The 25,999-nt window shown below is 73.8% G+C and carries 24 protein-coding genes and 1 pseudogene; 14 read left to right on the forward strand and 11 right to left on the reverse strand.

Annotated features, from left to right (window positions below):
- Positions 1 to 131: 131 nt before the first annotated feature.
- On the forward strand, positions 132 to 1,160 hold the full coding sequence (locus AC0VYN_RS28040) for an ATP-binding cassette domain-containing protein (RefSeq protein WP_475533192.1): 1,029 nt from the start codon (positions 132 to 134) through the stop codon (positions 1,158 to 1,160).
- Positions 1,157 to 1,981, forward strand: coding sequence for an ABC transporter permease (locus AC0VYN_RS28045; protein ID WP_475533193.1), 825 nt, complete (start codon positions 1,157 to 1,159; stop codon positions 1,979 to 1,981). Before AC0VYN_RS28040 ends, AC0VYN_RS28045 begins: the two co-directional genes overlap by 4 nt.
- Positions 1,982 to 1,987: 6 nt before the next feature.
- Here AC0VYN_RS28045 and AC0VYN_RS28050 read toward each other — a convergent pair whose 3' ends face one another.
- Complete coding sequence (locus tag AC0VYN_RS28050; RefSeq protein WP_475533194.1) at positions 1,988 to 5,701, reverse strand: AfsR/SARP family transcriptional regulator; 3,714 nt, start codon at positions 5,699 to 5,701, stop codon at positions 1,988 to 1,990.
- Between the two features lie 166 nt (positions 5,702 to 5,867).
- Here AC0VYN_RS28050 and AC0VYN_RS28055 point away from each other — a divergent pair, with 166 nt between their 5' ends.
- On the forward strand, positions 5,868 to 6,665 hold the full coding sequence (locus AC0VYN_RS28055) for a site-2 protease family protein (RefSeq protein ID WP_475533195.1): 798 nt from the start codon (positions 5,868 to 5,870) through the stop codon (positions 6,663 to 6,665).
- On the opposite strand, the gene AC0VYN_RS28060 is transcribed toward AC0VYN_RS28055, so the two are convergent.
- Positions 6,655 to 6,843, reverse strand: a complete 189-nt coding sequence (locus AC0VYN_RS28060; protein ID WP_385460572.1) for a hypothetical protein — start codon at positions 6,841 to 6,843, stop codon at positions 6,655 to 6,657. The genes AC0VYN_RS28055 and AC0VYN_RS28060 overlap by 11 nt on opposite strands.
- A gap of 83 nt (positions 6,844 to 6,926) precedes the next feature.
- A complete protein-coding gene (gene npdG, locus AC0VYN_RS28065) occupies positions 6,927 to 7,634 on the reverse strand; it encodes an NADPH-dependent F420 reductase (protein WP_475533196.1) in 708 nt (235 codons plus the stop codon).
- A gap of 131 nt (positions 7,635 to 7,765) precedes the next feature.
- Here npdG and AC0VYN_RS28070 point away from each other — a divergent pair, with 131 nt between their 5' ends.
- Both AC0VYN_RS28070 and AC0VYN_RS28075 read left to right on the forward strand, forming a co-directional pair.
- Positions 7,766 to 8,368 carry a hypothetical protein gene (locus AC0VYN_RS28070; protein ID WP_385460566.1) on the forward strand — a complete coding sequence of 201 codons (603 nt, stop codon included), beginning with the start codon at positions 7,766 to 7,768 and terminating at the stop codon, positions 8,366 to 8,368.
- A 61-nt stretch (positions 8,369 to 8,429) separates the two neighbouring features.
- Positions 8,430 to 9,746 (forward strand): MFS transporter, encoded by a 1,317-nt coding sequence (locus AC0VYN_RS28075; protein ID WP_475533197.1) that lies wholly within the window; start codon positions 8,430 to 8,432, stop codon positions 9,744 to 9,746.
- On the opposite strand, the gene AC0VYN_RS28080 is transcribed toward AC0VYN_RS28075, so the two are convergent.
- Positions 9,747 to 9,977, reverse strand: a complete 231-nt coding sequence (locus tag AC0VYN_RS28080; RefSeq protein WP_475533198.1) for a hypothetical protein — start codon at positions 9,975 to 9,977, stop codon at positions 9,747 to 9,749.
- Between the two features lie 57 nt (positions 9,978 to 10,034).
- Here AC0VYN_RS28080 and map point away from each other — a divergent pair, with 57 nt between their 5' ends.
- Together map and AC0VYN_RS28090 are read left to right on the forward strand one after the other, a co-directional pair.
- On the forward strand, positions 10,035 to 10,892 hold the full coding sequence (map, locus tag AC0VYN_RS28085; RefSeq protein ID WP_364677424.1) for a type I methionyl aminopeptidase: 858 nt from the start codon (positions 10,035 to 10,037) through the stop codon (positions 10,890 to 10,892).
- 11 nt (positions 10,893 to 10,903) lie between these two features.
- Positions 10,904 to 11,544, forward strand: a pseudogene (locus AC0VYN_RS28090) (biliverdin-producing heme oxygenase).
- Positions 11,545 to 11,583: 39 nt separating this feature from the next.
- Here AC0VYN_RS28090 and AC0VYN_RS28095 read toward each other — a convergent pair.
- A complete protein-coding gene (locus tag AC0VYN_RS28095) occupies positions 11,584 to 12,228 on the reverse strand; it encodes a PhzF family phenazine biosynthesis protein (protein ID WP_385460554.1) in 645 nt (214 codons plus the stop codon).
- Positions 12,229 to 12,505: 277 nt separating this feature from the next.
- Between AC0VYN_RS28095 and efeO the strand changes: the two genes are divergently transcribed.
- From efeO to AC0VYN_RS28115, 4 genes are read left to right on the forward strand one after another with little or no spacing between them, the layout of a single operon-like run.
- On the forward strand, positions 12,506 to 13,660 hold the full coding sequence (efeO, locus tag AC0VYN_RS28100) for an iron uptake system protein EfeO (RefSeq protein ID WP_475533199.1): 1,155 nt from the start codon (positions 12,506 to 12,508) through the stop codon (positions 13,658 to 13,660).
- Positions 13,661 to 13,676: 16 nt separating this feature from the next.
- Positions 13,677 to 14,930, forward strand: a complete 1,254-nt coding sequence (gene efeB / locus AC0VYN_RS28105; protein WP_475533200.1) for an iron uptake transporter deferrochelatase/peroxidase subunit — start codon at positions 13,677 to 13,679, stop codon at positions 14,928 to 14,930.
- Between the two features lie 2 nt (positions 14,931 to 14,932).
- Positions 14,933 to 15,805, forward strand: coding sequence for an iron uptake transporter permease EfeU (gene efeU, locus AC0VYN_RS28110; RefSeq protein WP_385460545.1), 873 nt, complete (start codon positions 14,933 to 14,935; stop codon positions 15,803 to 15,805).
- Positions 15,765 to 16,757, forward strand: a complete 993-nt coding sequence (locus AC0VYN_RS28115; protein WP_475533201.1) for an SCO2278 family lipoprotein — start codon at positions 15,765 to 15,767, stop codon at positions 16,755 to 16,757. Before efeU ends, AC0VYN_RS28115 begins: the two co-directional genes overlap by 41 nt.
- 21 nt (positions 16,758 to 16,778) lie before the next feature.
- Here the strand turns inward: AC0VYN_RS28115 and AC0VYN_RS28120 are convergent, their stop codons facing one another.
- Together AC0VYN_RS28120 and AC0VYN_RS28125 are read right to left on the reverse strand one after the other, a co-directional pair.
- Positions 16,779 to 17,510 (reverse strand): bifunctional DNA primase/polymerase, encoded by a 732-nt coding sequence (locus AC0VYN_RS28120; RefSeq protein WP_385460539.1) that lies wholly within the window; start codon positions 17,508 to 17,510, stop codon positions 16,779 to 16,781.
- Between the two features lie 92 nt (positions 17,511 to 17,602).
- Entirely contained in the window at positions 17,603 to 18,250 is a 648-nt protein-coding gene (locus AC0VYN_RS28125) for a TetR/AcrR family transcriptional regulator (RefSeq protein WP_475533202.1), read from the reverse strand.
- Between the two features lie 108 nt (positions 18,251 to 18,358).
- Here AC0VYN_RS28125 and AC0VYN_RS28130 point away from each other — a divergent pair, with 108 nt between their 5' ends.
- Positions 18,359 to 18,547, forward strand: a complete 189-nt coding sequence (locus tag AC0VYN_RS28130) for a DUF6243 family protein (RefSeq protein ID WP_475533203.1) — start codon at positions 18,359 to 18,361, stop codon at positions 18,545 to 18,547.
- Here the strand turns inward: AC0VYN_RS28130 and AC0VYN_RS28135 are convergent, their stop codons facing one another.
- The 3 genes from AC0VYN_RS28135 to AC0VYN_RS28145 are packed head-to-tail and all read right to left on the reverse strand — an operon-like array spanning position 18,548 to position 22,040.
- Positions 18,548 to 19,540, reverse strand: a complete 993-nt coding sequence (locus tag AC0VYN_RS28135; RefSeq protein WP_475533204.1) for a small ribosomal subunit Rsm22 family protein — start codon at positions 19,538 to 19,540, stop codon at positions 18,548 to 18,550.
- Positions 19,537 to 20,769 carry a serine hydrolase domain-containing protein gene (locus AC0VYN_RS28140; RefSeq protein WP_475537007.1) on the reverse strand — a complete coding sequence of 411 codons (1,233 nt, stop codon included), beginning with the start codon at positions 20,767 to 20,769 and terminating at the stop codon, positions 19,537 to 19,539. Before AC0VYN_RS28140 ends, AC0VYN_RS28135 begins: the two co-directional genes overlap by 4 nt.
- Positions 20,706 to 22,040, reverse strand: a complete 1,335-nt coding sequence (locus tag AC0VYN_RS28145) for a multidrug effflux MFS transporter (protein ID WP_475533205.1) — start codon at positions 22,038 to 22,040, stop codon at positions 20,706 to 20,708. Before AC0VYN_RS28145 ends, AC0VYN_RS28140 begins: the two co-directional genes overlap by 64 nt.
- A gap of 84 nt (positions 22,041 to 22,124) precedes the next feature.
- On the opposite strand from AC0VYN_RS28145, the gene AC0VYN_RS28150 reads away from it, so the two are divergent.
- Positions 22,125 to 23,162, forward strand: a complete 1,038-nt coding sequence (locus tag AC0VYN_RS28150; RefSeq protein ID WP_475533206.1) for a Gfo/Idh/MocA family protein — start codon at positions 22,125 to 22,127, stop codon at positions 23,160 to 23,162.
- On the opposite strand, the gene AC0VYN_RS28155 is transcribed toward AC0VYN_RS28150, so the two are convergent.
- A complete protein-coding gene (locus AC0VYN_RS28155; protein WP_475533207.1) occupies positions 23,149 to 24,816 on the reverse strand; it encodes an alkaline phosphatase D family protein in 1,668 nt (555 codons plus the stop codon). The genes AC0VYN_RS28150 and AC0VYN_RS28155 overlap by 14 nt on opposite strands.
- 143 nt (positions 24,817 to 24,959) lie before the next feature.
- Here AC0VYN_RS28155 and AC0VYN_RS28160 point away from each other — a divergent pair, with 143 nt between their 5' ends.
- Positions 24,960 to 25,754 carry an SDR family oxidoreductase gene (locus AC0VYN_RS28160; protein WP_475533208.1) on the forward strand — a complete coding sequence of 265 codons (795 nt, stop codon included), beginning with the start codon at positions 24,960 to 24,962 and terminating at the stop codon, positions 25,752 to 25,754.
- Positions 25,755 to 25,999 lie beyond the last annotated feature (245 nt).

The following is a 25,999-nucleotide window of genomic DNA, read 5'->3' on the forward strand; positions in this document are numbered from 1 at the left end:
CTGGTGTGGCGGGTGCACGACGGCGCCGGAACCCGAGCGTCGGCCGGCCGTGCGGCGGCCCGCCGGCGCTGTCGGCGGCGTGTCGGTGGTTCGTCGGTGGTTTGTCGGCGGCCCCTGGGATCGTCGTGGACATGAAGCGAATCGACGACACCCCCGCGTCCGCGAACAGCGCGGTCACCGTGCGGGGGCTGGTCAAGCACTACGGCGAGACCAAGGCGCTGGACGGCGTCGACCTGGACGTGCGCGAGGGCACCGTGATGGGTGTGCTCGGGCCGAACGGCGCCGGCAAGACAACCCTCGTCCGCATCCTGTCCACCCTCATCACCCCCGACACCGGGCAGGCGCACGTCGCCGGCTACGACGTCGTACGGCAGCCGCGGCAGCTGCGGCGGGTGATCGGGCTCACCGGGCAGTACGCGTCCGTGGACGAGAAGCTCCCCGGCTGGGAGAACCTCTACATGATCGGGCGGCTGCTCGACCTGTCCCGCCGGGACGCCCGCGCGCGTGCCGACGAACTGCTGGAGCGGTTCTCGCTCACCGAGGCCGGCAAGCGCCCCGCGTCCACCTACTCGGGCGGCATGCGGCGCCGGCTCGACCTGGCCGCCTCCATGATCGGCCACCCGGCCGTCCTCTTCCTGGACGAGCCCACCACCGGCCTGGACCCGCGCACCCGCAACGAGGTGTGGGACGAGGTCAAGCGCATGGTCGGCGACGGCGTCACCGTGCTGCTGACCACCCAGTACATGGAGGAGGCCGAGCAGCTCGCCTCCGAGCTGACCGTCGTCGACCGCGGCAAGGTCATCGCCAAGGGCGGCATCGAGGAGCTGAAGGCGAAGGTCGGCGGGCGCACCCTGCGCGTCCGCCCGGTCGACCCCGCGCAGCTGCGCCCGCTCGCCGCGTACCTGGACGACATGGGCATCACCGGGCTCGCCAACTCCACCGTGGACACCCAGCGCGGGGCCGTGCTGGTGCCGATCCTCAGTGACGAGCAGCTGACCGCCGTGGTCGGCGCGGTCACCGCGCGCGGTGTCACCATCGCCTCCATCACCACCGAGATGCCCAGCCTGGACGAGGTCTTCCTGTCCCTCACCGGCCACCGCGCCAGTGCCCCGCAGGAGCCCGCGCCCACCACCGACGCCCGCGAGGAGGTCGCCGTATGAGCGCCGCCACCGTCAGTCCCGTTGCCGCTCCCGCTCCCGACGCCCGGATCTCGCTGCGCGGGCACGTGCGGCACACCGGCGCGCTGGTCCGCCGCAACCTGCTGTGGATCCGGCAGGACCCGGAGTCGATGTTCGACGCCATCCTGTTCCCGGTGATCTTCACGCTGCTGTTCGTCTACGTCTTCGGCGGCTCCATCGGGCAGTCGCTGGGCGGCGGGCAGCAGGCGTACGTCCAGTACGTCGTGCCCGGCCTGATGGCCATGATGGGCATGAACATGGCCCAGGGCGTGGGCACCGGCTTCAACCAGGACTTCAACTCCGGCGTCATGGACCGCTTCCGGTCCCTGCCGATCGGGCGCGGCTCCGTGCTGTTCGCCAAGATCGCTGTAGAGCTGCTGCGGATGCTGTTCGCCACCGTGGTGCTGATGATCGTCGGCGTGCTCGTCGGCTTCGACATCACCAACTGGGGCGGTCTGCTGGCCTCCGTGGGACTGTCGGTGCTGTTCGGCTCGGCCCTGATGTGGATCTTCCTCACGCTGGGCGTGATGATGAAGAACGCGCAGTCCGTGCAGGCGATGGGCTTCCTGGTGCTGATGCCGCTGCAGTTCGGCTCCTCGATCTTCGCGCCGACGCAGTCGATGCCGGGCTGGCTGAAGTCCTTCACGGACTACAACCCGCTCTCCAGCCTCGCCGACGCCGCGCGGGGCCTGATGGTGGGCGGTCCCGTCGCACACGACCTGTGGATGACGGTGGGCTGGTCGGTGGCGCTCACGGCGGTCATGGCGCCGATCGCGATCCACAAGTTCCGTACGAAGGCCTGACGAGGGTCAGACCAGGGCGCCGGCCTCCTCCTTGGTGAGGCCGGCGCCCTCGGCGTACGCGGTCTCGTACGCCTCGGCGCCGAGCACGTCCCGGACCCGTTCCGCGGCCCGGACGCGCGCGTCCCGCTCCAGGCCCGTCGCGACGTGCTGCGGGGGCAGCATCGCGTCGGCGGCACCGATGCAGCGCGCGCCGTCCGCGGCCCGGCGCCCGCCGTCCGCCCGGGCCAGCGCCATGGCGGCGATGGCCAGGTATCCGGAGCGCATGTGCGGGGCGACGGCGGAGGCCAGCGGGTCGTCGGCCCGTTCCAGCGACTGCCGGACCTTGGTCAGGCACTCCTCGTGGTCGCCGTCCAGGGTGGCGAGCCAGGCCTCCGCGGCGAGGATGAAGGCGTCGAAGACGACGAAGTGGGAGATGGAGAAGTTCTCGCGCAGCAGCCGCAGCTGCTCGCGGGCCTCGGCGGTCCGGCCGGTCATGCCGAGCCACCCGGCGAGGTAGAGGCGGGCGGCCGGCATCGCGCCGTTGTGTCCCGTCCCCTCCGTCCGCGCGATCACGGCGCGCAGCATGGGCTCGCCCCGCTCGGCGTCGCCGTCCTCCAGCAGCACGCTGCCGAGGCGGGCGTCGAGAATGTCCACCTGGGCGTGCGCCCCGAGCCGCTGGGCGAGTTCCGCGGCGGCCTCGTAGGAGGCGGCGGCACGCCGGTACTCGCCCCGGCGCTCGTAGGCCTCGGCGCGTGCGGACAGGGCCTCGGCGGTGCCCCAGGCGTCGCCGAGACGGCGGTAGATCTCCAGTGCCTCGTCGGCGTCGCGGGCCGCGTCGCCCGCCCAGTCGGTGCGGTTGGCGAGCAGGTTGGCCCGCATCTGGAGGCTGCCGGCCAGCTCCCAGTCGTATCCCTGGCGCTCGCGGCAGGTGCGCACGGCGGCGTTCATGATCTCGTGCAGCCGCTCGACGTCACCGGAGAGCATCACCGCGAAGAACCAGAGCAGGCCGGGAGGGGAGCAGGTCTGGGGCATGCCGGGTTCGTAGGTCTCGGCGATGATGCGCAGCTTCCGCTGGGCCTGCGGGCGCTGCCAGGCGTCCAGTTCGGTGTCCATGCAGGCGAGGTGGGCCAGGTGGACGCCGCGCCGGGCCTCGGCGAGCACCTCGCCGGTCATCGGCGGCGGGGCGGCCGTGCACCGCTCCCACACCGGCTCGGCGCGGCGCCCCGGCTCGGCGAACGGGTCCGGGCCGAGGGTCATGACCTCGCTGAACCAGTTGCGGGCCTCCACCCGCAGGTCGCGCATCTGCCAGTACCAGACGAGCGACAGCGCCAGGCTGAGCGCCTCCTGCTCGTCGCGCTCGGCGATGGCGTGTCGCAGGGCGGTGCGCAGGTTCTCGTACTCGCGCTCCAGCCGCTCGATGGCGGGCAGTTGCCGGGGGCCGCGCAGCAGCGGGTCGGTGGTGCGGGCCAGTTCGCGGTAGTACGTCAGGTGCGCGCGCTCGGCGGCGGGCCGGCCGCCGGCCTCGTCGAGGCGCTCCGCCGCGTACTCGGCGACGGTCTCCAGGAGCCGGTAGCGCATGCCGTCGCCGCCGGACGGCGCGGCCACGACCAGGGACTTGTCGACGAGGGAGCCGAGGACGTCCAGGGCGGCGGGCCCGCACACCGCCTCGGCGGCGGCCAGGTCGCAGCCGCCCGCGAAGACCGACAGGCGGCCGAGGACGTCCCGTTCCTCCTCGTCGAGCAGCTCCCAGGACCAGTCGACGACCGCGCGGAGCGTCTGCTGGCGGGGCAGGACGGTGCGGCTGCCGGAGGTGAGCAGGCGGAAGCGGTCGTCGAGGCGGTCGGCGATCTGGCGCGGGGTGAGCATGCGCAGCCGGGCGGCGGCCAGTTCGATGGCGAGCGGCAGGCCGTCCAGGCGGCGGCAGATCTCGGCGCAGGCCGCCGCGGTCTCCGCGTCGGCGTCGGGACGGAAGCCGGGGCGGGCGGCGCCGCCGCGGTCGGCGAGCAGCCGCAGCGCGGCCGGCTCGGGCAGCGGCTCGACCGGGCGCAGCAGCTCCCCCGGGACGCCGAGGGGTTCGCGGCTGGTGGCGAGGACGGTCAGGCGTGGGCAGCGGGCGAGCAGTTCCTCGGCGAGGCGGGCCGCGGCGTCGACGACGTGCTCGCAGTTGTCGAGGACGATCAGCATGCGGCGCCGGCCGCAGTGCTCGACGAGGCGCTCGACGGCGGTGGCCTGGCGGTCGGTGGCGGTGACGGCGCGCATCTCCTCGGCGCCGGCGCCGTACAGCACGGTCTCGCGGGCGCCGAGGGCGGTCAGCACGGCCTCGGGGACGGCGCCGGGGTCGTCGACGGGGGCGAGTTCGGCGAACCACGCGCCGTCGAGCGCCGGGTCCCCGGCGCCCTCGGCGGCCTCCTGCGACAGCCGGGTCTTCCCGGCGCCGCCGGGCCCGAGCAGGGTGACGAGCCGCGCGGTCGACAGGTCGGCGCGCAGGGCCTGGACGTCGGCGTCCCGCCCGACGAACGAGGTGAGCCGGGCACGGAGGTTGCCCCGGGGGCGTGAGCCGGTCTCGGGGACTCCCGGCCCGGCGGGGTGGGTGGTCGCGGTGGCGTGGTCCGCCGCGGAGCGCGCCGCGGGGCCGGCGGGCGCCGTATGGCCGGTGGGTGCCGTATGGCCGGTGGGTGCCGTATGGCCGGCGGGCGCCGACGCGGAGGTGGGTGCCGCGAGGTCCGGATGCCGCGCGGACCCGGGGTGCTGCGCGGAACCGGCGGACCCCGCGGGGTCGGACGGCGCCCCGGAACCGGGACGCGACCCGGAACCGGCTGCCCCCGGGCCGGCGGGCGTCACGGGACCGGCCGAGCCCGCAGGACCGGCGGGCGTCACGGGACCGGTGGAGCCCGCGGGGGCGGACGGTGTCGCGGAGCCCGAGTGCGGCGCGGCGCCGGCGGATCCCGCGCGAGGGGTGGGCCCCGGGCGTGCCCCGGGACCGGGGCGGGTCGCCGGGGCGGCGGCGGTCCCCGAGGGGTTGAGCAACTCCCCGTACAGCGCACGCAGTTCGGGGCCCGGGTCGGCGCCGAGCCGGTCCGCGAGCAGGCGTCGTACGTCCTCGTAGGCGGCCAGTGCCTCCGCGGTGCGGCCGGTGTCGCGCAGGGCGCGCAGCCGCAGGGCCTGGAGGGACTCGTCCAGGGGGTGGACGTCGCACAGCGCGGTCAGCCCGGGCAGGGCGTGCTCCGCCTCCCCGAGGTCCAGGGCGGCGGCGTGGCGGGTGCGCAGGGCGTCCAGGTGCCGGGTCTCCCAGCGGGCCGCCTCGGCGGTGCGGTCGGGCAGGTCGGCGAGGGCGGGGCCGCGCCACAGGTCGAGGGCGGCGTCGAGGAGTTCGGCGGCCTTGTCCGGGTCGCCGTCGGCCAGGGCGCGGGAGCCCTCGCCGGCCAGCCGGTCGAAGCGGTGCAGGTCGATGTCGTCGGGGACGGCGGTGAGCCGGTAGCCGCCGTCGGCGGAGGCGACCGCGTCCGCGCCGAGCGCCCGGCGCAGCCGTCCGACCAGTGCCTGGAGGGCGCCCGGCGCGTCGGCGGGCGGGTCGGCGCCCCACACCTCCTCCACCAGCAGTCCCGCGGGCACGGCGCGGCCGGGCCTGAGGGCGAGCACGGTCAGCAGGGCACGCAGCCGCGCCCCGCCGACGGGGGCGGCCGTGCCGTCGGGCCGGAGTGCCTGGGTGGTGCCGAGGATGCGGTAGCGCACGGGGTCCATTGTCCCCGGTGCCGTCGGGGCCGGTCACGGGGTTTGTCCGGTGCGGCGCGGCAGCGCCCGGCCGGGAGCCCGGGGCCTCGCCGAACACGCGCCGGGCCGGGTACGGTCGGGCAGTCCCGTGCCCCGCGGGTCCCGCCGCACGTCCGCAAGCCAGTCAGGGAGTCCCATGACCGCCGCCACCACCCGTCCCGGCGACCGGAGGATCAGTCCCGTGTTCCTCGGGATCCTCGCCGTCATGGCGGTCACCGGGTGGGCCACCTGGAGCGGGTTCGCCGAGCAGCCGGGCGTGGCCGTGTTCCTGTTCGTGACGGCGGCGTGGATCGTCTCGCTCTGCCTGCACGAGTACGCGCACGCGCGCACCGCGCTGCACGGCGGCGACATCTCGGTCGGCGCGAAGGGCTACCTCACGCTGAACCCGGTGAAGTACACGCACGCGCTGCTGAGCATCGTGCTGCCCGTGCTGTTCGTGATCATGGGCGGGATCGGCCTGCCGGGCGGTGCGGTGTTCATCGAGCGCGACCGCATCCGCGGGCGCTGGCGGCACAGCCTGATCTCGGCCGCGGGCCCGCTGACGAACGTGCTGTTCGCCGCCGTGTGCACGGCCCCGTTCTGGCTGGACGCGCTGGACGGCGTGCCGCGCGACTTCCGGCTCGCGCTCGCCTTCCTCGCGCTGCTCCAGGTCACGGCCGCGATCCTGAACTTCCTGCCGGTGCCGGGCCTGGACGGCTACGGGGTGGTCGAGCCCTGGCTGTCGTACGGCGTGCGGCGCCAGGTGGAGCCGTTCGCACCGTTCGGACTGCTGTTCGTGTTCGCGCTGCTGTGGCTGCCGGCGGTCAACGGCGTGTTCTTCGACGCGGTCGACGCGATCCTGCGCGGGCTGGGGATCAGCGACTTCGACTCGTACTGCGGCTTCGAGCTGTACCGGTTCTGGCAGACCGACGAGTTCTGCTCGGTCAGTTCGTGACCGACTCACGGCGCCGGTCCCGGCCGCGCCTGAGGTAGTACCAGCACATGTTCGACGACAGGCCCGTCAGCAGCACCCAGACGACGCCGATCACCACGCTGCCCTGCACGAAGGAGACCACGGCGGCGGCCACGGCGAGCACGCAGACGATCAGGGCGTAGACGGCGAGGCGGGGCATGGGCGGGGCTCCTGTCGGGGGACACGTGCGGGTACTGCGGATCCGGCCGTGGCGGCCGGCACCCACCAGTGTCCCCCATCGCCTCACAGGTCGGTGACGCGGAGCCCGGCGTGTGCCTTGTAGCGGCGGTTGACGGAGATCAGGTTGGCGACCAGCGACTCGACCTGGTGGGCGTTGCGCAGCCGTCCCGCGAAGACGCCGCGCATGCCGGGGATGCGCCCGGCGAGGGCCTGGACGATCTCCACGTCGGCCCGGACCTCGCCGAGCACCATGACGTCGGTGTCGATCTCGTCGATCTCCGGGTCCTGGAGGAGGACGGCCGAGAGGTGGTGGAAGGCGGCGGTGACCCGGCTGTCCGGCAGCAGGGCGGCGGCCTGCTCGGCGGCGCTGCCCTCCTCGGGCTTGAGGGCGTAGGCGCCCTTCTTGTCGAAGCCGAGCGGGTTGACGCAGTCGACGACGAGCTTGCCGGCGAGCTCCTCGCGCAGCGACTCGAGGGTCTTGCCGTGTCCTTCCCACGGCACGGCGACGATCACGATGTCGCTGCGGCGGGCGGTCTCGGCGTTGTCGGCGCCCTCGACGCCGTGCCCGAGCTCCTCGGCGGCGGCCCGGGCGCGCTCGGCGGCGCGGGAGCCGACGATCACCTTCTGGCCGGCCCTGGCGAGGCGGAGGGCGAGGCCCTTGCCCTGCGGGCCGGTTCCGCCGAGCACGCCGACGACCAGCCCGGAGACGTCGGGCAGGTCCCAGGGGTCCTTGGCGGGGGCCTTCTGTGCGGCACTGTCGGTAGAGGTCATGGGCCGACCCTACGTCCGTCCCGGCCGCCGCACCGGTCCGGGTGCCGCCGGCCGGGACGCCGTCCCCGGGACGGGGGACATCGGGGCGAACGCCGGGACGGGCGGGCCCGGTTGCGGCAGGATGCGGGCCCATGGACGCCGTACGGGTAGCACTGCTGCGGGACGTACTCGCCGGGACCGAGTGGCTGGGGGCCACCCGGCGCTTCGCGGGGGCGCTGCGGGGATCGGTGGTGCCGCACGGGGGCGGGCTGCTGCTGGTGGGGACGGCCGGGTACGAGCCGTGGCATCTGGCCGCCCACCTGGTGGACGAGGCCGCCTGGTCGGGGACGCCGGAGCTGGCGCCGACGCTGGTGCGGCACGGTGCGCGTCCGTCGGACCCGGCGCACCTGGCGGTGGGGCTCGGGCGGCTGGCGGCGGCCCGGCGCGGGGAGACGCTGCTGGTGGTGACGCCGGACGAGCCGGGCGCCCCACTGCTGGAGCGGGTGTACGACGCCCGCCGGGCCGGCGCGACGGTGCTGGCCCTGGGCAGCGGGGAGCGGGAGCTGACGGCCATGGCGCACGAGACGCTGACCGTGCCGGACGGTGCCGAGCTCGACCTGGACACCGTGCAGCACCTGGTCAGCGCGGCGGCCGGGGAGAACGCGGTGCCGCCGCCACGCGGCCGGCGCCGCTTCCGCGACCGCCTCTCCCGCCTGACCGACCACCTGACGGCCCCACCGCCGCCACGCTGGTGAGGGCCGCCCCGGGGACAAAACCCGTTGCCCCCGGCCGTCGTCCCGCCGACGATGGGCGTTCGTGACCGACGACTCCCCCGGCCCCTTTGCGGGGCCCACCGGGCTGCGTGCCCTGCTGCCCGACCTCTCCCCCTGGCGGGCCTCCGCCGACTTCCGGCGGCTGTGGCTGGCGGGGCTGATCACGAACTTCGGGAGCTTCCTGACGCTCGTCGCGCTGCCGGTGCAGATCAAGGAGCTGACGGGGTCGGCTGCGGCCGTGGGCGCGATCGGGGCCGTGGAGCTGGTGCCGCTGGTGGTGTTCGGGCTGTACGGCGGGGCGCTCGCCGACGCCTGGGACAAGCGGAAGCTGATCCTGTGGACGGAGGCCGGCCAGGGCCTGCTGTGCGCGGTGCTGCTGGTCAACGCGCTGCTGCCGGGCCCGGCCGTGTGGCCGCTGTACGCCGTCGCGGCCCTCTCCTCCGCGCTCGGCGCGGTCCAGCGGCCGGCCCTGGACTCGCTGATCCCGCGGATCGTGGCGCACGAGCACCTGCCGGCCGCCGCGTCGCTGAACGCGCTGCGCTGGCAGGTCGGCGGGATCGCGGGTCCCGCGCTGGCCGGCGTCGTGGTGGCGTACGCGGGGCTGGGGTGGGCGTACGCGGTGGACGTCGTCACCTTCGCGGTGTCCGTCCTGCTGGGGATCGGTCTCGCCGCGTGCCCGGCCGCGCACGAGGCGGCGAAGCCGTCCTGGGCGGCGATCGCGGAGGGCGCGCGTTACGCGTGGAGCCGCAAGGAGCTGCTGGGCACGTACGCGATCGACCTCGCCGCGATGTTCCTGGCGATGCCGCTCGCCGTACTGCCGTTCCTCGCGGACGAGCTGGGCGCCGAGTGGTCACTGGGCCTGATGTACGCGGCGATCCCGGCGGGTTCGCTGCTGGTCGGCGTGAGCAGCGGCTGGACGTCGCGGGTGCACCGGCACGGGCGGATGGTGGTGCTGGCGGCCGTCGGCTGGGGCGTCGCGGTCGCCGCGGCCGGCGTCGCCGGGAACGTGTGGCTGGTGCTGCTGTGCCTCGTCCTGGCCGGCGCCTGCGACATGGTCAGCGGCGTCTTCCGCGGGGCGATGTGGAACCAGACGATCCCGGACGAGCTGCGCGGCCGGCTCGCCGGGATCGAGCTGCTGTCGTACTCGGTGGGTCCGCAGCTCGGTCAGGTGCGGGCGGGCGGCACGGCCGCGCTCGTGGGGGTGCGGGCGTCGGTGTGGTCGGGCGGGCTGCTGTGCGCCGGCGCGGTGGGGCTGCTGGCGCTGTGCCTGCCCGGACTCATGGCCTACGACGCGCGGACGAACGAGCACGCGGTGCGGCTGCGCGACAGGCGCGCGGCCGCCACCGCGCCGAGTGCCTGATCAGCTCTCGTCCCCGCGTCCGGCCGGGGCGTCGTGCCACTTGGGGTCGTTCTCCCACTCCAGGTTGCGCTCGCGCGCGGTCCGCATCGCGTGCTCGGCCTCCGCCCGGGACGCGTACGGCCCGAACCGGTCCTTGGCCGGGCACTCCGGGCCCTCCTCGACCTTCTTGTGCTCCAGGCAGTAGTACCACTCGCCCGGTTTTCCGACCGTGCGCTTCTTGAACAGGGCCATGACCAGCTCCTCTCGCCACCGACATGTTCCCCCGTGCCCGCTGGTTAGACTCGCGGCATGTCTGGCCAGTCGCTGCTCGTACCAGGGGAGCTGTCTCCCACCCGTTCCGTACCCGGCAACATCCGCCGGCCCGAGTACGTCGGCAAACCGGCGCCGGCGCCGTACACCGGCCCGGAGGTGCAGACGCCCGAGACGATCGAGGCGATGCGCGTGGCCGGCCGGATCGCCGCGCAGGCGATGGCGGAGGCCGCGAAGCTGATCGCGCCGGGCGTGACGACGGACGAGCTGGACCGGGTCGCGCACGAGTACATGTGCGACCACGGCGCCTACCCCTCGACGCTCGGCTACCGCGGCTTCCCGAAGTCCCTGTGCACCTCCGTCAACGAGGTGATCTGCCACGGCATCCCGGACTCCACCGTGCTGCGCGACGGCGACATCGTCAATCTCGACGTGACGGCGTACATCGGCGGCGTGCACGGTGACAACAACGCGACCTACCTGGTCGGCGACGTGGACGAGGAGAGCCGGCTGCTCGTCGAGCGGACCAGGGAGTCCTTGGCCCGCGCGATCAAGGCGGTCAGGCCGGGCCGGCAGATCAACATCATCGGCCGGGTCATCGAGTCGTACGCCAAGCGCTTCGGGTACGGGGTGGTGCGGGACTTCACCGGGCACGGGATCAACTCGTCGTTCCACTCCGGGCTGATCGTCCCGCACTACGACAGCCCGCACGCGACGACCGTCATCCAGCCCGGGATGACGTTCACGATCGAGCCGATGCTGACGCTCGGGACGCACGAGTACGACATGTGGGACGACGGCTGGACGGTCGTGACGAAGGACCGCAGGCGGACCGCCCAGTTCGAGCACACGCTGGTGGTGACGGACACGGGCGCGGACATCCTCACGCTGCCCTGACCGCACCGGCCATGGACTCCTTCTCCACCCTCCTCCGTACGCCCTCCCACGAGCGGCACGTGGAAGCGGAGACCTCCGCGTTCATGGGCGATCTGCTCGGCGGCCGGCTCGGCGTCGACGCGTACGCGCGCTACACGGAGCAGCTCTGGTTCGTCTACGCGGCCCTGGAGGCCCCCGCCGCCCGGCTGGCCGGGGACCCGGTGGCGGGGCCCTTCGTGCGGGCGGAGCTGATGCGGCTGCCCTCGCTGGAGCGGGACCTGGAGCACCTGCGCGGACCGGACTGGCGCACGGGTCTGACGGCCCTGCCCGCGACCGCGGCCTACGCGGCCCGGATCCGCGAGTGCGCCGGGCGGCGGCATACGTGGCGCACCACTACACGCGCTACCTCGGCGACCTGTCCGGCGGCCGGATCATCCGCGACCGGGCGGAGCGGACGTGGGGCTTCGCCCGCAAGAGCGACGGGGTCCGCTTCTACGTCTTCGAGGGGATCGCCAACCCGGCCGCGTTCAGCCGCGAGTACCGCGAACTGCTGGACGGCATACGCGCCGACGACCTGGAGAAGCAGCGGGTCGCCGCCGAGTGCGGGCGGGCGTTCGCCCTGAACACGGCGGTGTTCCGGGCCCTGGGCGAGGAGTTTCCGCTGTCCGCCTGACCCCGCGCCCGGGCCCGCGGGGGCGGAGCCGGACGGGCGTCACCGCTCCAGGCGCACCCGCCCCCCGATCTCGATCCACCCCTCGGGCTGGGGCGCCGTGAGGATCTGCGAACCGGCCCCCTGGGTGATGTTGAGGGCCCGGCCCAGCCGCTCGGTCAGCAGCAGCGCCGCGGCCCCCGTCGCCTCGTCCTCGTCGATGCCGTCGTCGCGCCCGGGGAAGGCGCGGGCCCGGACGCGTCCCGCGGGCTCGCTCTCCCAGGCCCAGGCGTAGATCCACTCCCCCTTCGGCGGCACCGGCAGCGCGTCGACCTCACCGGCCGTGGCGTACTGGCGCAGGGTGCGCGGCGGCGCCCACTCGGGGCGGGCCTCGATCCAGCTGAACTCGCCGTCCTGCCGGGCGCCGGCCACCCCGGCGGGGGTGACGAGTTCGGGCACGTCCAGCAGCCAGGCCGTGCCGACGCAGGGGTGCCCGGCGAACGGCAGGCGCAGGGTGGGGGTGTAGATGTCGACGACGCCGCGCTCGGGGTCGTCCACGAACACGGTCTCGCTGAAGCCGAGTTTGGCGGCGAGCTCCTGCCGGTCGGCCCGCTCGGGCAGCACGGAGCCCTCGCGGACTACGCCGAGCTCGTTGCCGTATCCGCCGTTCGGCGCGCAGAAGACGCGCAGTACGTCGTAGTCAGTCACCGGGGCATTCAAGCAGCGACCGGCCGGAGGAGGTGCTTCCGCTTCCGCGCGCGGAGGCGGCGACCGTGATCCCGCGACGCGACCTTTGACCTTCCTTTGACTTTCTTATGAGCACCTCTTTGAGCCACCGTGACCGTCTCGTGCTCATACACCGTCCATGAGATTCGGATCACCGCATGGACGGGTATCGGTCAGGAATTCCTTAGGTACGTTAGGCGAGCCTCACCTTCCCTATGAGGTCCGTCACGCGTACTTTCGGCCATCCCTTGGAGCCCGCATGCGAGCCGCCAGACTCTCCGTCGTCACCGCCGTCGCCACCGCGGCGGCCCTGACCGCCGTGACCGGGTGCACGGAGAAGAGCGGCGCGGCGGACGGCGACCACGTCGTCACCGTCACGGCGACCGACGACGCGTGCGACGTGTCGGCGAAGGAGTTCCCGGCCGGGCACGTCGAGCTCGCCATCGAGAACAAGGGGTCCAAGGTCACGGAGGTCTACCTCCTCTTCCCCGACGACCGCGTGGTCACCGAGCGGGAGAACATCGGCCCCGGCACCAAGCAGCGGGTCACCGCCGAGGTGAAGGCCGGCGACTACCGGATCGCCTGCAAGCCGGGCATGAAGGGCAAGGGCATCCGCCAGGACGTCAAGGCCACCGGCGGCAAGGCCGCCACGCGCGATCCGCGCCTGGACGCGGCCGTGGCCGCCTACCGCCAGTACGTGCAGCAGCAGGCCGACGAGACCCTGCCGAAGGCCGAGGCGTTCGCCGAGGCCGTCCGGGCCGGTGACCTGGAGGCCGCGAAGAAGGCGTACGCGCCCTCCCGCATCGGCTGGGAGCGCACCGAGCCGGTCGCCGAGTCCTTCGGCGACATCGACCCGCAGGTCGACGTCCGCGAGGACGGCCTGGAGGACGGCCAGGACCCGGCGACCGACTGGACCGGCTGGCACCGCCTGGAGAAGGCGCTGTGGCAGGACAGGAAGATCGGCGACCGCGAGAAGGAACTCGCCGGCACGCTGGTCACCGACCTGAAGGACTGGCAGAACCGCGTCGGCACGGCCGACATCACCCCGACCTCCATGGCCAACGGCGCCAAGGAACTCCTCGACGAGGTCGCCACCGGCAAGGTCACCGGCGAGGAGGAGCGCTACTCGCACACCGACCTGGTCGACTTCAAGGCCAACGTCGAGGGCGCCCAGAAGTCGTACGAGCTGCTGAAGCCGGTCGCCAAGGAGAACGACGCGGCGCTGACGGCGGACCTCGACAAGCAGTTCGCCGCTCTGGACAAGCTGCTCGACCAGTACCGGCCCGGCCCGGACTCGTACGAGTTCACCTCCTACGACAAGGTCGGCAAGGCCGACCGCAAGGAGCTGTCGGACGCGGTGAACGCGCTCGCCGAGCCGCTGTCCAAGCTCGCCGCCGCCGTGGTCGGCAAGTGAGCGCCGGAGGACGACGATGACGGACACGGACGGCAGGACGCAGGCCCCCACGCGCCGGACGCTGATCGGCTGGGGCGGCGCGGGGCTCGCCCTCGGCGCCGCCGCGGCCGGCGGGGCGATGGCGATGGCCCGCGCCGGCGACGACGTGGACCCGGCCGGCGCCGACGCGGGCGGCGCGGTGGACTTCCACGGCGCGCACCAGGCGGGCATCGCCACCCCGGTGCAGGACCGGCTGCACTTCGCGGCGTTCGACGTGACCACCGACGACCGTGCCGAGTTCGTGCGGCTGCTGAAGGAGTGGACGGCGGCGGCCCGGAGGATGACCGCCGGGGAACCGGTCGGCGAGGGCGCCTACGGCGGACTGGCCGAGGCCCCGCCGGACGACACCGGCGAGGCGCTGGGCCTCAGGCCGTCCCGGCTGACGCTCACCATCGGCTTCGGGCCGTCCCTGTTCGGGAAGTTCGGGCTCGCCGGGCAGCGCCCCGAGGCGCTGGTCGACCTGCCGAAGTTCCCCGGCGACAACCTCGACAGGAACCGCAGCGGCGGCGACCTGTGCGTCCAGGCCTGCGCGGACGACCCGCAGGTCGCCGTGCACGCGATCCGCCAGCTGGCCCGCATCGGCTTCGGCAGGGTCGTCGTGCGCTGGTCCCAGCTCGGCTTCGGCAAGACGTCCTCGACGACGGCGGACGCCCAGACCCCGCGCAACCTGTTCGGGTTCAAGGACGGCACCCGCAACATCTCGGGCACGGAGACGGAGCGCCTGGACGAGCACGTGTGGGCCGACGCGAAGGACGGGGCCGACTGGATGGCGGGCGGCTCCTACCTCGTCGCCCGGCGCATCCGCATGCACATCGAGACCTGGGACCGCACCTCGCTCCAGGAGCAGGAGGACGTCTTCGGCCGCGACAAGGGCGAGGGCGCCCCGGTCGGCAAGGCGAAGGAGCGCGACGAGCCGTTCCTGAAGGCGATGAAGCCCGACGCGCACGTCCGGCTGGCGCACCCCGACGCCAACGGCGGGGCGACGATCCTGCGCCGCGGCTACTCGTTCACCGACGGCACCGACGGTCTGGGCCGCCTGGACGCGGGCCTGTTCTTCCTCGCCTACCAGCGCGACGTGCGCAGCGGTTTCATCCGCGTCCAGCGCAGTCTGGCGACGGACGCGCTCAACGAATACATCCAGCACGTGGGTTCGGCGGTCTTCGCGATCCCGCCCGGCGTCCGTGACGCGGACGACTGGTGGGGCAGCACGCTGTTCGCCAAGGAGGCGTAACCGTGTTCTCCAACTATCTGATCGGACTGCGTGAGGGCCTGGAGGCTTCCCTCGTCGTCTGCATCCTCATCGCCTACCTGGTCAAGACCGGTCGCCGGGACGCGCTGAAGCCGATCTGGGCCGGCATCGGTGTCGCCGTCGCCATCGCGCTCGGCTTCGGCTGCGCGCTCGAATTCGGTTCCCAGGAACTGACGTTCAAGGCGCAGGAGGCCCTCGGCGGCTCCCTGTCCATCCTCGCCGTGGTGCTGGTGACGTGGATGGTGTTCTGGATGCGGCGCACAGCCCGTCACCTGAAGTCGGAGCTGCACGGCCGGCTGGACGCGGCCCTGAGGATGGGCACGGGCGCGCTGGTGGCCACCGCGTTCCTCGCCGTCGGCCGCGAGGGCCTGGAGACCGCCCTGTTCGTGTGGGCGTCGGTGCACGCGGCGAGCGACGGCACCCCACGCCCGCTGATCGGCGTGGCCCTGGGTCTGGCGACGGCGGTGCTGCTCGGCTGGCTGTTCTACAAGGGCGCGCTGCGCATCAACCTGGCCAAGTTCTTCACCTGGACCGGCGGCATGCTGGTCGTCGTGGCCGCGGGCGTGCTCGCGTACGGGGTGCACGACCTCCAGGAGGCCGACCTGCTGCCCGGCCTGACGAACCTGGCCTTCGACATCAGCGGCACCGTCGATCCGGCGAGCTGGTACGGCACCCTGCTGAAGGGCGTGTTCAACTTCCAGCCCGACCCGACCGTCCTCCAGGTCACGGTGTGGCTGCTGTACCTGGTCCCGGCGCTCGCACTGTTCCTCGCCCCGGTAGGGTTCGCCTCCGGGAAGGGGAAGGTGAAGGAACCTGATGAGCAGGGATCGCGGCCCTCGAAGGCCCCGCAGGCTTGACCGGAGCGCGCTGATAGCGGTCTCGGTGACGGCTTTGTCGTTGTCCGCGAGCGGCTGCGTGGTGGTGCACGGCGAGCGCGAGGTGCTCCCCGCGACCACCCGGGCCGAGGCCGCGAAGGCGCTCGAACGGTTCACGGACGCGTACAACAAGGCCGACAAGGCGTACGACGGTTCCCTGGACGCCGAGTACACCACCGGCGCCCTCGCCGCCATCGACTCGGCGCGGCTGAAGGCCGGCCGGGCCAACGACCCGGGCGGCAACCCGTCGCACACGCCGCTGGAGCTGACGGACGCGAAGTTCACGATCCCGAAGAAGGCCGGCTGGCCGCGCTGGTTCGTCGCCGACACCAGGGCCAACAAGGGCGGCGCGGCGCGCTGGCTGCTGGTGTTCACCCGCGACGGTCTGGAGGACACCTGGGAGGTGGCCTACCTGACGCTGGTCGCCCCCGGCGACGTGCCCGAGTTCAAGACCGACGAGGACGGCTGGGCCGAGGCAGTTCCCGCGAACTCCACCGAACTGGCCGCCGCGCCCGCGGGACTGAGCAAGGACTACACGGCGTACCTCAAGGACGGTGGGAAGGTCTTCGCGGACGGCGCGCACACCAGCTCGTGGCGCGCGCTGCGCGAGAAGCGGTCGATCAGGCCGGGCCTGGTCACCCAGTACATCGACGAACCGCTGACGGACGGCGACTACGCGCCGCTGGCGCTGCGGACGAAGGACGGCGGGGCGATGGTGTTCTTCACCACGCGCCATTTCGAGAAGCAGACCGCCGCGCAGGGCACTTCGGTGCCGGCCCCGAACAAGGACGTGCTGGCGCTGACGGACGGCGAGATCAAACAGTCCCTGACGATGGAGTTCGTCTCCAACGAGGTCGCGCTGGACCCGGCGGGCAGCGGTCAGGTGTCGGTCCTGGGCCGCATCCAGGGCATGACGTCGGCGAAGGGCGAGTAGCGCCCCGCGGCCGGCCTTCGCTCAGCGGCGCAGCGGCCAGGCGGTGCCGGCCGGGTCGCTCTCCTCGCCGACGTGCCGGGCGCAGGCGTCGGTGAGCGTCTCCAGCAGGGTCAGCGGCTCGGGCAGCGGGTGCTCGGGGCCGCGCACCCAGTGCACCGTCCGGTCCTCGCCGGGCAGCCGGGCGGGCGGTACGAGCACGTAGGAGCCGCGGCAGTGCCAGCGCAGGCCGGGGTGCTCGTCCATGGTCTCGGGGTGGCAGTCCAGCTCGCACGGCCACCACTCGTCCTCCTCCTCGGGCGTGCCGCGGGTGAGGGTGAAGAACAGCATGCGGCCGTCGTCGCTCTCGGCGACGGGGCCGGCCTCGACGCCCGCGTCGAGCAGCCGCCGCAGCGCCTCGCGGCCGGCCTCGAGGGGTACGTCGAGGACGTCGTGCACCATGCCGGTCGCGGTGATGAAGTTCGCCTGCGGCTGGTGCCGGACCCAGCGTTCGAGCTGTGCCCGGTCGGTGGTGGACTGCGTCTGCCAGGCGAACGACACCGGGTGCCGGGCGGGGGTGGGACAGCCGACGCGGTCGCAGGAACAGCGGTAGCCGACCGGGTGGGCGGCGGGAGCCAGGGGCAGTCCCGCGGCGGCGGCGGCGAGCAGCAGGGACTCCCGGCCGCCGTCACCGGCGGCCTCCTTCGGGCGGCCCTTGCGCAGCCACTGGGAGAGTTTGTCCCGCAAGCCGGTCCGGCCACCGAAGTCCGCGCTCATCTATCTCCTCGCCTCGCCGTCGTGCGCCCCAGCATGCCCTATCGTCCCACCATTCCGCGCTTCGGGGCCGGGAAAGGGACAAACTTCACTGGTCAGCGGGGAGCGAGTCCGTACAGCGCGTAGTCGACGAGCGTGTCGGTGTAGTCGTAGGAGATCGGGGCCGTGTACTGGAGCCAGCGCTGGGCGAGCGGGGAGACGAAGAGCTCGAGGGCGATGCGCGGGTCGATCTCCGGCCGGAGCTGACCGGCCTCCTGGGCGGCGCGCAGCCGGTCGACGTAGAGCTGGAGCGAGGGCTCGAGCAGCTTGGCGACGAACTCCCGGCCGAGCTGTTCGTTGACGACGCCCTCCGCGGCCAGGGCGCGGGAGGGGGCCTCGAACTTCGGGTCGTGCAGCTGGTCGACGGTGGCGCGCAGCACGGCCTTCAGGTCGGCGGCGAGGTCGCCGGTGTCCGGGATGGCGTAGGTCTCCTGCTGCCCCTGGGCCTCGACGGCCTGCTCCTCGAGGTCGAGGAAGGCTTCGAGCAGGACCTCCGCCTTGGAGGACCACCAGCGGTAGATGGTCTGCTTGCCGACGCCGGCGCGGGCGGCGATGCCCTCGATGGTGGTCCTCGGGTAGCCGGCCTCGGCGACGAGTGCGAGGGCGGCCTCGTAGATGGCCCGGCGGGACCTGGCGCTGCGGCGCGTGACGTCGGGGTGCGCTTTGCCGGGGGAGGGGACCTGGGTGGGTTTCCGGTTGGCCATGGCCCGAATTTACCAGTTGACAAGACGGCGCGTCTCGCCTGACAGTGGGAGGGCAAGCACGAGACGAACCGTCTCGTCGCATACGGATGTGAAGGGACGTGAGCTCTGATGACCCGAGGCGGAGCCGGGAACATGCTGGGCGTGGGCGGCGCGCGCCGGAACCTCGGCCGCGAGGCCCTGCGCGGTGGCGGCCGGGGCGACCGGACCGGCGGCGCGCCGGACGCGCGGGCCCAGAAGCGGGAGCTGCTGCGCAGGCTCCAGGAGAAACGGCAGGAGGCGGCCCGGAAGGAGGCGTGACTAGCGCTCCGCCGCCGGAGGCCAGGGGTCGCCCCAGTCCGCGTCGCGGGCCGCCCTGTACAGGTCGCCGTGGCGCCTGGTGACCGTCCGGCGGCGGAGCTGCTCGTCGGTCTCGCACAGGTCGAGCAGGACCTGCCCCTTGCGGATCTGCGGGCGCCGGACGACGCGGGAGGGCGCGGGGGCGACCGGGAAGCGGGCGGCGGCCACGTAGCTGAACTTCTCGTCCTCGTAGGCGAGGGAGCCGCCCTTGACCTGCCGGTGCAGGGAGGAGCGGCTGACCCGCGCCGCGAAGTGGCACCAGTCCGTGCCGGGCACGATGGGGCAGGCGGCGCTGTGCGGGCAGGGGGCGGCGACATGGAAGCCGGCGGCGATCAGCCGGGCGCGGGCCTCGATGACCCGGGCGTACCCGTCGGGCGTGCCCGCCTCGACGATCACGACGGCCTGCGCGGCGCCGGCGGCGGCGTCGACGAGGGCGGCGCGGTCGGGGGCGGTCAGTTCGTTGAGGACGTAGGAGACGGTGACGAGGTCGGTGCTCTCCAGGGTGAGCGCCGCCCCGATCCGGGAGCGCTGCCAGCGGACGTCGCGCAGGGCCGGATCGGCGGCGGCGATCTCCCGGCCGAGGGCGAGCGCGGGCTCGGCCCAGTCGAGCACGGTCACCGGGCGGGTACCGCCCCAGGTGTCGCCGACGGCCCAGGTCGCCGCGCCGGTCCCGCCGCCCACGTCCACGTGGCCGGCGGGCGTCCAGCCGGGCACGGCGTCCGAGAACGCCGCGAGCGCCGACCGCACGGCGGCGAAGGTCGCCGGCATGCGGTACGCGGCGTACGCGACGACGTCCGCGCGGTCCCGCAGGATCGGGGCGTCGGTCGGGGTGGCCCCGCGGTAGTTGGCGATCAGCCGTTCGACGGCCTGCGCGGCCTGGCGGGGCGGGAGCCCGTCGACGAGATCGGCGAGGGCGGCGCGCAGGGTGTCGGCGGAGCTGGCGGGGGCGTTCACCCGGGAATTCTACGGGGCGGGGGCGGGCCCCCGGCCCGGCGGACCGCGCGCACCGCCCGGGCCACCCGCGTCCCCAGCGTCGCCCGCGGCCCGTTGTCCGGCGTCCGCCGCCGCGGGTGGACCGTGTTGGCGAGCAGGACCGCGAACGTGTCCGTCGCCCGGTCGAGCACCAGCATCGTCCCCGTGAAGCCCGTGTGCCCCGCCGCCCCGCGCCCCGCCAGCTCCCCCATGAACCAGGGCCGGTCGAGCGCGAAGCCGAGCCCCGGCTCGGTCAGGAGCAGCTCCACGAAGTCGGCGCCGAGGATGCGCGCGGGCCCGTAGGAGCCTCCCGCGAGCAGCGCCCGGCAGAAGACCGCGAGGTCCCGCGCGGCGGAGAACAGTCCCGCGTGCCCCGCCACGCCGCCCAGCGCCCAGGCGTTCTCGTCGTGGACGACGCCCCGCAGCATCCCCCGGTTCGCCTTGGCCCACGGCCGCCGCTGGTCCTCCGTCGCCGCCGCCTCCGGGCACGGCCCGAAGCGCGTCGCCGTCATGCCCAGCGGCCGGGTGATCCCGTCGCGCACGAGGACGTCGAGGCCGCGGCCGGTGATGCGCTGGAGCACGTGCTGGAGGAGCAGCATGTTCAGGTCGGAGTAGCAGTAGGTACCGGGCACCCCGACCGGCGGTTCCGCGCGCAGCCGCCGCAGCCGTGCCTCGTCGTCGGGGCAGTCGTACAGCGGCAGTTCGGGCCGTAGCCCGGAAGTGTGCGTCAGAAGCTGCCGCACGGTGGTCCCGTGCGCCGCGGCCCCGCGGAAGTCGGGCAGGTAGGCGCCCACCTCCGCGTCGATGCCGAGCGTGCCGCGCTCGATCTGCTGCACGGCGGCGACCGCGGTGAACAGCTTGGTCAACGACGCCAGGTCGAAGGGCGTGTCCACGGTCGCCGGCACCCGGGCGCCCTCGGGCAGCTCCACGCCCGTGTCGGTGACCGGGTCGTACGACGCGTACCGCACGGCCCAGCCCGCCGCCTCCTCGACGGCGAGCACCGGCCCGCGGCCCACGGCCACGACGGCCCCGGCCGCCCAGGGCCGCTCACCGGCGGTGAGGGCGTGCACGTCGGCCACGACACGTCGGAGCTCCCCGGGGTCGAGCCCGGCCCGCTCCGGGGTGTCGAGGCGCAGTCTCGGAGCGCTCAGCTCTCCGCCCCCTCCGCGGTCGCGCGCCCCGCCCGGGGACGGCACAGGCCCAGGAAGCAGGCCAGCGCCACCACCGCCGCGGCGAGTTGGACGACGGCCATGGGCAGGGCGGTGTCCTTCCCGGCGATCCCGACCAGCGGGGAGGCGACGGCGCCGATGAGGAAGGAGGACGTGCCGAGCAGCGCGGACGCGGAGCCGGCGGACCGCTCGACCCGCATCAGCGCGAGCGCCTGGGTGTTGGGCAGGCTGATGCCCATCGCGGACATCAGCACGAACAGCGCGGCGGCGATCGGCACGAGCCCAACCTCGCCGAAGACGCCGAGGGTCATCAGCAGCAGGGCGGTCGCGGCGGCGATGACGACCAGGAGGCCGAGGCCCAGCACCCGGTCCAGGGCGACCCGCCCGACGAGGATCCTGCCGTTGATCTGGCCGACGACGACCAGGCCGATCGAGTTGAGCCCGAACAGCAGGCTGAAGGTCTGCGGGGAGGCGCCGTAGATCTCCTGCACGACGAACGGGGAGGCCGAGACGTAGGCGAACAGCGAGGCGAAGGCGAAGCCGCCGGCGAGCATGTACCCGGTGAAGGCCCGGTCGGCGAGCAGGCCGCGCATCGAGCGGAGCGTGTCACCCACCCCGCCGGCGTGCCGTTCGGACACCGGCAGCGTCTCGGGCAACCAGGCCCACACCACCCCGCCCAGCAGCACACCGACCACGGTGAGCACGGCGAACACGCCCCGCCAGTCCGTCACCCGCAGGATCTGCCCGCCGATGAGCGGAGCGACGACCGGGGCGACGCCGGAGATCAGCATGAGCGTGGAGAAGAAGCGGGCCATGGCCACACCGTCGTACAGGTCCCGTACGACGGCCCGCGCGATGACGATGGCGGCGGCTCCGGCGAGGCCCTGCGCCAGCCGGACCGCGACCAGGAGCTCGACGGTGGGGGCGACGGCGCACAGCGCGGTGGCGACGACGTAGACGGCGAGGCCGGCCAGCAGCGGACGGCGGCGGCCCCACTTGTCGCTCATCGGGCCGACGACGAGCTGCCCGAGGGCCATGCCGGCCAGGCAGGCGGTGAGCGTGAGCTGGACGGTCGCCGCCGGCGCGCGCAGGGACTCGGTGACCTCCGGCAGCGCGGGCAAGTACATGTCCATCGCCAGCGGCGGGGTCGCGGTCAGCCCGCCGAGGACGAGCGTGACCAGCAGTCCGGTGCGGCGGGTGCCGCGCGGCGCGCGGACGGCCGGCCGCGGGTCCGGCCCGGCCGCCGGGGGCGTGCCCGGCCGTGCGGTCCTCGTCGGTGACGCCTGCGGTATGGACGGCCCGCGCTCGGGCATGTGCCCCTCCCTGTTCTCCGGATCCGGCACCTATGCTCTCAGCTCGTACGGACTTGTCTGAACGTGAGCGAGGGTGGGGACAGGGTGGCCGAGCAGAGGGTGCGCTGGGGAGTTCTGGCGACCGGCGGGATGGCGGCTAGGTTCACGGCGGATCTGGTCGATCTGCCGGACGCGGAGGTCGTGGCGGTCGCCTCGCGGACCGAGGCGTCGGCGAAGGCCTTCGCGGAGCGGTTCGGCATACCGCGGGCCTACGGCGACTGGGCGACGCTGGCCCGGGACGAGGACATCGACGTGGTGTACGTCGCCACTCCGCACGCGGCCCACCGCACCGCCGCCGGCCTCTGCCTGGAGGCGGGCCGCAACGTGCTCTGCGAGAAGCCGTTCACGCTGAACGTGCGCGAGGCGGAGGAACTGGTCGCGCTGGCGCGGCAGCGTGGGGCCTTCCTGATGGAAGCGATGTGGATGTACTGCAATCCGCTGGTGCGGCGCCTGAAGGCGCTGGTGGAGGACGGTGCGATCGGCGAGGTCCGCAGCGTCCAGGCGGACTTCGGACTGGCCGGCCCCTTCCCACCGGCGCACCGGCTGCGGGACCCGGCGCAGGGCGGCGGCGCGCTGCTCGACCTCGGCGTGTACCCGGTGTCGTTCGCGCAGCTCCTGCTCGGCGAGCCGTCGGACGTCGCGGCGCGCGCGGTGCTCTCGGAGGAGGGGGTCGACCTCCAGACGGGTGCGCTGCTGTCCTACGACAGCGGCGCTCTCGCCTCGGTGCACTGCTCCATCACCGGCGGCACGCCCAACTCGGCGTCGGTCACCGGTTCCCTGGGCCGCATCGACGTCCCGGACGGCTTCTTCTTCCCGGAGCACTTCGTGCTGCACCGGGACGGCCGCGAACCCGAGAGGTTCACGGCCGACCCGGCCGACGGGCCCCGCGCGAGCCTCGAGCACGAGGCCCGGGAGGTGATGCGGGCACTGCGGGCCGGTGAGACCGAGTCGCCGCTGGTCCCGCTCGACGGCACCCTTGCCGTGATGCGGACGCTCGACGCGATCCGGGACCGCGTCGGCGTCCGCTACCCGGGCGAGCGCACCGGCGAGCCGGCCGCCGAGCGCGAGGTCACGCCGGCTTGAGCCCCTGCTCCCCCACCTCCGTGACGAAGGAGGCGGCGGTCGTGAGCGGCGCGCCCTGCGTGGTCACGTGGGACACCGTCTTGAAGTCGGCGCGCGCCAGCTCCCGGCCGAGGGACACCGTCGCGTAGCCGCGCAGGCCGTTGTAGAACCGCAGGTGCGGGTTGGCGGCCAGGTAGGTGTCCCAGTTGGACGGCTTCGCGGAGCCGTTGCCGCCGCTGGTGACGGAGGAGGTGACGATCTCCGTACCCAGGGTCCGGGAGTCCGGGTCGGCGAAGTCGCGCTTGATGTCGAAGCCGTAGTGGACGTGCACGTCGCCGGTGAGGACCATCAGGTTCTCGATTCCGGCGGCCTGCGCGCCGGCCAGCACCCGCTCGCGGGAGGCCGGGTAGCCGTCCCAGGAGTCCATGGAGACCTTGGAGGGCGCGGTGGTGGAGTTGTACCGCTGGGAGAAGGTGACCTGCTGGGGCACCACGTTCCAGACGGCGTCCGACCGGTGCCAGCCGTTGATCAGCCAGCGCTCCTGGGCGTCGCCGGTGAGCGTGCGCGACGGGTCCTGCGACTCCGGGCCCGGGTACTGCCAGCCGTCGCCGTAGGCCTGGTCGGAGCGGTACTGGCGGGTGTCGAGCACGTCGAACTGGGCGAGCCGGCCCCAGTGCAGACGCCGGTACAGCTTCAGGTCCGGGCCCTCGGGGAGCTGGGGGCGGCGCAGCGGCATGTTCTCCCAGTACGCCCGGTAGGCGGCGGCCCGGCGCAGCAGGAACTCCTCCGGCGGGACGCTGTTCTCCGGGGTGTCGCCCGCGTAGTTGTTCTCGGTCTCGTGGTCGTCCCAGGTGACGACGAAGGGGTGCGCGGCGTGCGCGGCCCGCAGGTCGGGGTCGGACTTGTAGAGGGCGTACCGCAGGCGGTAGTCCTCCAGCGTCACCGTCTCGTGGTTGAACTGCGCGGGCAGGGTGCCGGCCGGGTAGGCGCGGGAGCCGCCGGCGGAGTTGACGGCGTACTCGTAGAGGTAGTCGCCGAGGTGGAAGACGACGTCCACGTCCTCCTCGGCGAGGTGCCGGTAGGCGGTGTAGTAGCCCTGGTCGTAGCGCTGGCAGGAGACCAGGCCGAAGGTGAGCCCGGCGGTGCGGCTGCGGGCCGGGGGCGCGGTGCGGGTGCGGCCGGCGGGGCTGACGAAGCGGCCGGCGCGGAAGCGGTAGTAGTAGACGTGGCCGGGGGCGAGGTGACCGACCTCGACGTGGACGGTGTGGTGGAACTCGGGGTGGGCGGTGGTGGTGCCCCGTCTGACGACGCGGCGGAAGCGTTCGTCGAGGGCGAGTTCCCAGCCGACGTCGACGCGTTTCGCGGGCAGTCCGCTGTCGGTCTGGTAGGGCGCGGGGGCCAGGCGGGTCCAGAGCAGGACGGAGTCCGGCAGCGGGTCGCCCGAGGCGACGCCGAGCGTGAAGGGGTCTCCGGGGAGCTGCGCCGGGTCGAGCTCGGCGGCGCTCGCGGTGCCGGCGGCGGGCAGGTTCACGGAGAAGGCGAGCGCCGCGGCGGCGCCGGTGACGGTCAGGAAGCGGCGGCGGCCCAGGTGGCGGGCGGCGGCGCGGAGTTCGGGCGCGTGCGTGGCCCGGGCGGCCTGGGCACGGTGCGGGGCCTGGTGGTTCGCGGGTGTCATCCGTTCCTCCCCTTGCGGTGGGTGCAGGGGGCATTCGAATGGCCGGGAACGACGCGAGCTTGGCGCGGACATGACGGGGCTGTGGCGGACGGATGAGTTCCGCAAGATCGCCGGCCGATCCCCCACGCGTACGCTGCGGCGTCATGAACACCGTGAGAATCACCGACGAGGGAACGTACGACATGGCGGACCAGGGGCGGATCGCCGTGGTCACGGGTGCCGGTTCCGGCATCGGCCGCGCGGTCGCCGCCGAACTGGCGCGCGCGGGCTGGACGCTGGTCCTGGCGGGCCGCCGCACCGGGCCCCTGGAGGAGACGGCGGCGCTCGCCCCCGGCGACACCGCTTTCCCCGTGCGGGCAGACGTGTCACGGCCCGAGGACGTGGCCGCCCTGTTCGCCGCCGTGCGCGACCGGTTCGGGCGGCTGGACCTGCTGTTCAACAACGCCGGGACGTTCGGCCCCGGCGGCGTGCCGGTCGAGGACCTGCCCTACGACGCGTGGCGGCACGTGGTGGACACCAACCTCAACGGGGCGTTCCTGTGCGCGCAGGCGGCGTACCGGCAGATGAAGGAGCAGAGCCCGCAGGGCGGCCGGATCATCAACAACGGCTCGATCTCCGCGCACACGCCGCGCCCGCACTCGGTGGCGTACACGGCGACCAAGCACGCGCTGACGGGCCTGACCAAGTCGCTGTCCCTGGACGGCCGCCCCTACGGCATCGCGGTCGGCCAGATCGACATCGGCAACGCGGCGACCGACATGACGGCCGGCATGCGGACCGGGGCGCTGCAGGCCGACGGGGAGGTGGTGCCCGAGCCGGTGATGGACGTCGCCGACGTGGCGCGCACGGTGCGGCACATGGCGGAGCTGCCACTGGAGGCGAACGTGCAGTTCGCGACGGTCCTGGCGACGGCGATGCCGTACGTGGGACGCGGCTGAACGGGGCCTGCCGGACGGGCTCTTGACGATCCGCACATTCGGAACGCAACGGTCCGCGCCCTTGCGGGCGACAGCGGTCGTATGCTCAACTTTCCTTCACCGAAGCTTCACACTCGGAGCATCGGCCTTCCGGAGCTCCGCAAGCCATACCCAGGGGGGAAGGCGGCAGCCGTTCCGGCCACCGGGTGGGGGTGGATCCCGCGGGGGGACCGCGGGATGCGCACCGGTGGACGGAACGGCTGCCG

It is taken from the genome of Streptomyces sp. 63XJN7_1_ISO-PGPR-S23-121, from assembly GCF_056173025.1.